This window comes from Yoonia sp. (genome assembly GCF_017854565.1).
GTDB lineage: Bacteria > Pseudomonadota > Alphaproteobacteria > Rhodobacterales > Rhodobacteraceae > Yoonia.
The window spans coordinates 1-6,329 of sequence record NZ_JAFMHJ010000086.1; the positions used below are offsets into that span (position 1 = coordinate 1).

Here is a 6,329-nt window from a genome sequence, read left to right on the forward strand (position 1 = left end):
GCCAGCACAACCATCCCTCCGCGTCTCCGCTTCCGTCTGGCCCGTCCGGCGCACCGTCGTTGCTAGTTAGCGTCTCCGGTGAAGGGGCTTATAGGGTTAGTGGCTGGGGGCCGCAACCCCTTTTTTGGGTGTTATTCAAACAATTCACACAAGGACCAATTTTTCAGCAACCCGACCCGCATAACCCCAATAAAATAGGCATATCCCGCACATTGCGGCCAGGGATAAACCTGTCAAAGGGTGCGATTTTGTGCCTTTTCACAGGCACCGCGCCCCGAATTTTCCGGTGCGCACGGCCATTGTGGCCAGATTATATGTTGATCGGCATCCGCCCCAGGCGATTCCTTGTCCGACGGCCCTATGTGGTCGCCTCTGCGCGTGACGGAACGCCGCCCAAACCGGTCAGAGTTTATCCTTGGGGGTTTGCCCCGCAAAAAATGCGTCAAGATTGTCCAGCGCCCGAAAGCCCATCGCGTCGCGGGTGCGCGTTGTGGCGCTACCGATATGCGGCAACATGAATATCGTGTCATGCGCGGCAAATTTGGGGTTACCGCCCGGCTCGACCTTGAAACAGTCAAGCCCGGCCGCCGCCACCTGCCCGCTGTCAATCGCGGCCAGCAGCGCGTCTTCGTCTATCAATGCGCCACGGGCGGTGTTCACCACGATGGCACCCATCGGCAACATCGCAAAGCGGTCGGCATTCATCAGATCGGTCGTCTGGGGTGTCGCGGGGCAATGCAGCGAAAGAAAATCGGCGACCCCAAGCAGGCTTTCCACCGTGTCATGAAACACCGCCCCATGGGCCTGCTCCGGCGTCAGTTCGCTGCGATTGTGATAGTGGACTTCCATATCGAAGCCACGCGCCTTGGCGGCAAACGCCCGACCCACGCGCCCCATCCCGATGATACCCAGCCGGGCACCCGTCACCTGCTTGCCCACCATGAATGATGGCGACCAGTTGTCCCAGGCACCTGTCCGCACGATCCGGTCACCGGCCACCGCATGCCGGGCCGCCCCGAGCATCAGCAACATGGCGATCTCGGCTGTGGCATCCGACAGGACATCGGGCGTATTGGTCACCGTAATTCCATGCGCATGCAGGGCGGGCAGATCACAATGGTCCACCCCAACGGAATGGTTCGCGATAATCTTCAGACGCGGATCAAGCTGGGCGACGGCATCGGCGGTGAAATGCTCTGAATGACACGGAATAATCGCATCAAACGCCGCACTTGCCGCGATAATCTCGGCCGCCGTTCCGGGCTGATCGGCAAGATTGACGACAACATCGTAATCCCGTGCCGCGCGCGCAAGCGTCGCATCCGACAGACGCCGTGTGATCCAAAGGCGTGGCTTGGTCATTTCTTGCGCCGCACGCATTCGTCCCAAAAATCATACGTCGCCCCGATACAGACCAGTATCGAGATGATCATGAACGGCAAGCCACCGCTAAAGCCGGCGAAACCCGCCGAGATACTTTGCGACAGGCCACCGATGAAAATGACCATCATCGCCGTGCCAATCAGGCCAGCAATCAGTTTGACGGGATAGGACATGACGTCTCCTTTGGTGTCAGGCGGCAGTCGCCAGATGATGTTGCAGCCAGCGCGCGGTGCGCAGCAGGCGGTTGTCTTTTTCGGCGGGGCCAATCAATTGCACGCCAATCGGCAATCCTGTCTCGCCCACCAGCAACGGCAGGGTCACACAGGGCAGACCGGCCAGCGTCCATAGCGTGCAGAATATCGGATCACCCGTCCCGGCACCGAACATCGGCGCTTCGCCCGCCGCTGCGGGGGCAATAATAGCATCGTATGCGACAAAGAAGTTATCAAAAAACGCCTCCGCCGACGTCTTGACCGCCAGCGCATCCTCGTATTCAGCCGCGCTGATCTTGCGGCCACGGGTGACGACCGGTTGCAGCGTCGCGCTGATCTGGTCCCAATGGCCATCAAAAACATCGGCCAGATGCTGGCAAATCTCATATTCGTGAATGCGCGCCTGCACGGCGACCAGATTGGACAATGTGTCGGCGGCGCTCATCTTGGTTAATTGCGGACCGATCACATCGCAGACGGCGTCCAGACCCTCGCGTGCCGCCTCGGACAGGCGGTCATTGAACGGCAATGCCATCCATGCGAAATTTGGCGCCACGGGTGCGTCCTGCGCGGCCCCTGCGGCCATGGCCGGTCGCGGGCGGGCAAAGCTCAGGGGATCGCGCTGATCATAGCCCCCGATGACGTCCGTCAGCAGCGCCACATCAGCCAGCGTGCGGCCAAAGCAGCCCACCTGATCCAATGACACCGACGTCTGCAGCAGCCCGTCGCGCGAAATCACGCCGCGTGTCGGCTTGAACCCAAAGATGCCGCAAAACGATGCGGGCCGGATCACCGATCCGTTGGTCTGCGTCCCAATGGCCAGCGGGACATGCATCGCAGCCACCGCAGCGGCGGACCCGCTGGATGACCCACCGGGACTGCGATCGGGGTTATGGGGATTGCGGGTTTCATTGGCGTGCACAAACGCCAGCTCGGTCGTCACGGTCTTACCCATGATCACCGCGCCCGCCTCGCGCAGATGTTCAACCAACCTTGCATCGCTGTCGGTCTGCCGCCCGGCAAAAATCGGCGTGCCACGCAGGGTCGGCATATCAACCGTATCAATGATGTCCTTCAGGCCGACCGGCACACCATGCAGTGGCCCCGTGGCAAGCCCCGCCTTGCGGATGCGATCACATTCAGCGGCCTGCGCCAATGCGGCATCGGGATCAAGATAGGCCCATGCCTTGATGGCGCCATCGGTTTGCGCAATCCGGGCAAGACAAGACTTGACCAAATCCACGGAACTCAGGCGGCCGGCAGCGATTGCCGCCACCGCCTCAGTTGCTGTCAAGGTGTAAGGCGCAGTGTTCACGGGACGTATTCACCAAACAGGTAATCCGGGAACCACAGCGCGATGCCGGGGAACTGATACATCAAGAACATACTGAAGATCACGATGCCAAGGTACGGCATGATGCCCCTGAAAATCTCCATCAGCTCGATCTGCTTTTTCAACACGCCTTTTAGATAATACGCCGACATCGCCATCGGCGGGGTCAGGAACGATGTTTGCAGGTTCAGCGCGACAAGCATCGCAAAGAAGTATGGGTTCACGCCGAACACATCCAGCAGCGGCAAGAAAATCGGCACAAAGATGATCAGAATCTCGGACCACTCCAGCGGCCACCCCAGTACAAAGATGATCAGCTGCGCCAGTACCAGAAACTGCCAAGGCTCGAGGTTCATGCCGATGACCCATTCGGAAATCAGCGTTTCGCCGCCCAGATAGGAAAACACCGACGCAAAGGTCCATGAGCCGACGAACAACCAACACACCATCGCTGTGGCCTTGGCCGTCAGGAACACGCTTTCCTTCAGCTTCTGCCATGTCATCGACCGATAGATGATAGCCAGCACAATGCCGCCCAATGCACCCATCGCCGCAGCTTCCGCAGGGGTCGCCAGACCACCCAGAATTGACCCGAGCACCAGTGCGATCAGCACCGTCAACGGCACAAAGGACACGATCAGATCTTTGTAAATCTGGGCTGCGGGCGGCACCTCTTTCAGGTTTGGTTTGGGTGCCAATGCCGGATTCATCCAGACCCTCACAATTACATAGACGATATACAAACCCGCCAGCAAAAGCCCCGGAAACACCGCCGCCGCATACAGACGCAGCGGCGACAGGTTACCGATGGCCGCATAGACGATCAGCATGATCGACGGCGGAATTAGAATACCCAACGTACCACCGGCGCAAATCACGCCAGCCGCAAAGGATTTGTTGTAGCCCGCGTTCGCCATCGCCGGATAGGCCAGTAGACCCATCAGCGTCACGACCGCACCCACGATCCCCGACGCGGTCGAAAACACCGCACAGGTCAGCAGCGCCGCAATCGCCAGCGATCCGGGCAAATTCCGCGCCGCCATATAAAGAGAGAAAAACAGCCGATCCACGATGTTGGCGCGTTCCACCACATAGCCCATGAACAAGAACAGCGGGATCGCAACCAGCGTGTTGTTCTCCATGACAGAAAACGTGTTCTGGTTCAGCAGATAGAAGATGTTGTTGTTGAAGACGTCCGAAAACACCTCCGGCGGGCCTTGATAATAGGCGTAATAGCCGAAACCGACGCCCATGGCGATCAAGGTAAAGGCAATCGGGAAACCAAGCAGCACCAGAAAGATAAACAGGCACAGCATTAGGATAGCGACTTCGGGGTTACTCATTTTGTTCTCTTTCTCGGCAAGCGAAGTCGCTTAGTTTTTTGTGACGTCAACAGAAGGAATTTTGTCAGTATCCATATGCATCAGCATATCTTCGGTCTCGCGGACGTCATCGAGACGTTCCATCCAGACGCCGGTGCGCATCGCCTTCCAGCAGCGCACCATCTCGGCGGCGCCCTGCAGCAGCAGCAATGCACCGGCCAGCGGGATCAGCGTCTTGAAGAAATAGATCTGAACACCCGCGGGGCTGTTGGGGCTCACCTCTTTATAGCGCCAGCTATCAGACGCGATTTCCCAACCGTACCAGAACAGCGCCAGAATACCGGGAAAGAAGAACAGGATATAAAGCGCGAAATCCACCCGCGCCTGCCACCGTACCGAAAAAAGCCGATAAAACACGTCGCCGCGCACATGGCTGTCTTGCGCCAATGCATAGGGTCCAGCCATCAGGAACAACGCGCCATACATCTGCACCATCACGTCAAACGACCACACGGTCGGTGCGTTCAGGACATAGCGGACAAACACCTCATAAGACACCGACAGTGTCAGAATCAGGATGCACCAGCCAAATGCCCGCCCAACCCACAGGCTCAAACCCTCGATCGCATAGACGAATTTCGTCACTTTTATTCTCCCGCCGAAAACTGCCAAAAATCCGGGGGCCTCTGCGGGCCCCCGGACAGATCAATCGCTGATACCAGATCAGCCAAAGTAGTGGTTATATGCCTGCTTATAGTCGGGCTGGTTCAGGTTCAGATAGCCCATGACATTCTTGGCATATACTTTCTGGCTTTCGATAACCTTGGCAAAGAACGGATCATCGCCTGAAATACGGTCAACAACCACATCCCATGCTGTCAGCTGCGCCGCCAGAACATCGTCAGGCGTGCGCCAGACATTCACGCCCTGCTCATCGCGCAGGGTGTTCAGATCGTCGGCATACCGCTTGGTATTGTGCCAGTAGAAGTTAGAGTTCTCAGCCTCGGATGCGTACTTCAGGATCGCCTGCAATTCTGTGGGCAGAGCCTCAAACTTGCGCTTGTTGAAGGTGATCTCAAAGAACTCCTGGCTCTGGTGATACGACGCCATCATATAGTCCTTCGACACATCCTGCATACCAAAGTCGCGGTCAGACGTCGGGTTGTTGAATTCGGCCGCGTCAATCAGGCCAGACTTCATCGCGGGCTGAATTTCGCCACCCGGAAGCTGCACAACCGACATGCCCATTTCCAGCAGAACGTCAGCGGCCAGACCCACGGTGCGATACTTCAGACCGTTCATCTGCTCCACGTTCGTGATCCGCTCCTTGAACCATCCCAGCGGCTGTGCCGGCATGGGTGAGTTGAAGAACGAAACGATGTTCAGACCAAGATCGCCCATCAGCTCGTCAAACAGCTCTTGACCGCCGCCATAGTTGACCCAACCCAGCACTTCCTGACTGGACCAGCCAAAGCAGGGGCCGGTGCCGAACAGCGACGCCGTCTTGGACTTGGAATACCAATACGCAGGCACGTAATGCGCGGCATCCAAAACGCCCCGGTGTACGGCATCTTGCATCTGGCTGGTCTTCACGACCGAATCGACTGACAGCAGGTCAATCTTCAGGGCATTGCCCGCCATCGCGTGGACCCGGTCCACATACGATTGGGCGTTCTCCAAAAAGATACCGCCGCCCCATGCTGCCTGCATTTTCAGGGTTGTCGTTGCACCTTGCGCAATGGCCGGTGCAGCCAAAGTCGCAGCACCAGCAATAGCCGATCCGCGCAGAAATTTTCTGCGGTCTAGTTTATGTGACATGTTTCCTCCCAACGACATCGCCAGTACGGCTGTCGAATTGATCAATAGGCTCAAAGCCCGTTCTACGCGTGAAAAGAGCGATCGCGCGCTGACCGCTGATCTCAACTTTAACCAAGACCGCGCGTCCTCCGCCGACACCCGATTCCGCTCTCTTCACGTAATATTATTAGGCTATACGGAAAAATTGGCAAGTAAATGTTACCAATTGTCAACGGCAGAGTAAAAGTGAGCCAAAGGGCAGCGCAAAATGTTGCCACTTTG

The 6,329-nt window shown here is 57.6% G+C and carries 6 protein-coding genes; all 6 read right to left on the minus strand.

The window, feature by feature from the left end:
- Window positions 1-402: 402 nt before the first annotated feature.
- On the minus strand, window positions 403-1,362 hold the full coding sequence (locus tag QZ196_RS16975) for a D-glycerate dehydrogenase (protein ID WP_296428535.1): 960 nt from the start codon (window positions 1,360-1,362) through the stop codon (window positions 403-405).
- Window positions 1,359-1,556 carry a hypothetical protein gene (locus tag QZ196_RS16980; RefSeq protein ID WP_296428536.1) on the minus strand — a complete coding sequence of 66 codons (198 nt, stop codon included), beginning with the start codon at window positions 1,554-1,556 and terminating at the stop codon, window positions 1,359-1,361. The genes QZ196_RS16975 and QZ196_RS16980 overlap by 4 nt, the downstream gene beginning before the upstream one ends.
- 16 nt (window positions 1,557-1,572) lie before the next feature.
- Complete coding sequence (locus tag QZ196_RS16985) at window positions 1,573-2,889, minus strand: amidase (protein WP_296428537.1); 1,317 nt, start codon at window positions 2,887-2,889, stop codon at window positions 1,573-1,575.
- A 17-nt stretch (window positions 2,890-2,906) separates the two neighbouring features.
- On the minus strand, window positions 2,907-4,271 hold the full coding sequence (locus QZ196_RS16990; RefSeq protein WP_296428538.1) for a TRAP transporter large permease subunit: 1,365 nt from the start codon (window positions 4,269-4,271) through the stop codon (window positions 2,907-2,909).
- A 30-nt stretch (window positions 4,272-4,301) separates the two neighbouring features.
- Window positions 4,302-4,895 (minus strand): TRAP transporter small permease subunit, encoded by a 594-nt coding sequence (locus tag QZ196_RS16995; RefSeq protein WP_296428539.1) that lies wholly within the window; start codon window positions 4,893-4,895, stop codon window positions 4,302-4,304.
- A gap of 78 nt (window positions 4,896-4,973) precedes the next feature.
- Window positions 4,974-6,068: a TRAP transporter substrate-binding protein gene (locus QZ196_RS17000; protein WP_296428541.1), complete on the minus strand. Its 1,095-nt coding sequence runs from the start codon at window positions 6,066-6,068 to the stop codon at window positions 4,974-4,976.
- Window positions 6,069-6,329: the final 261 nt, after the last annotated feature.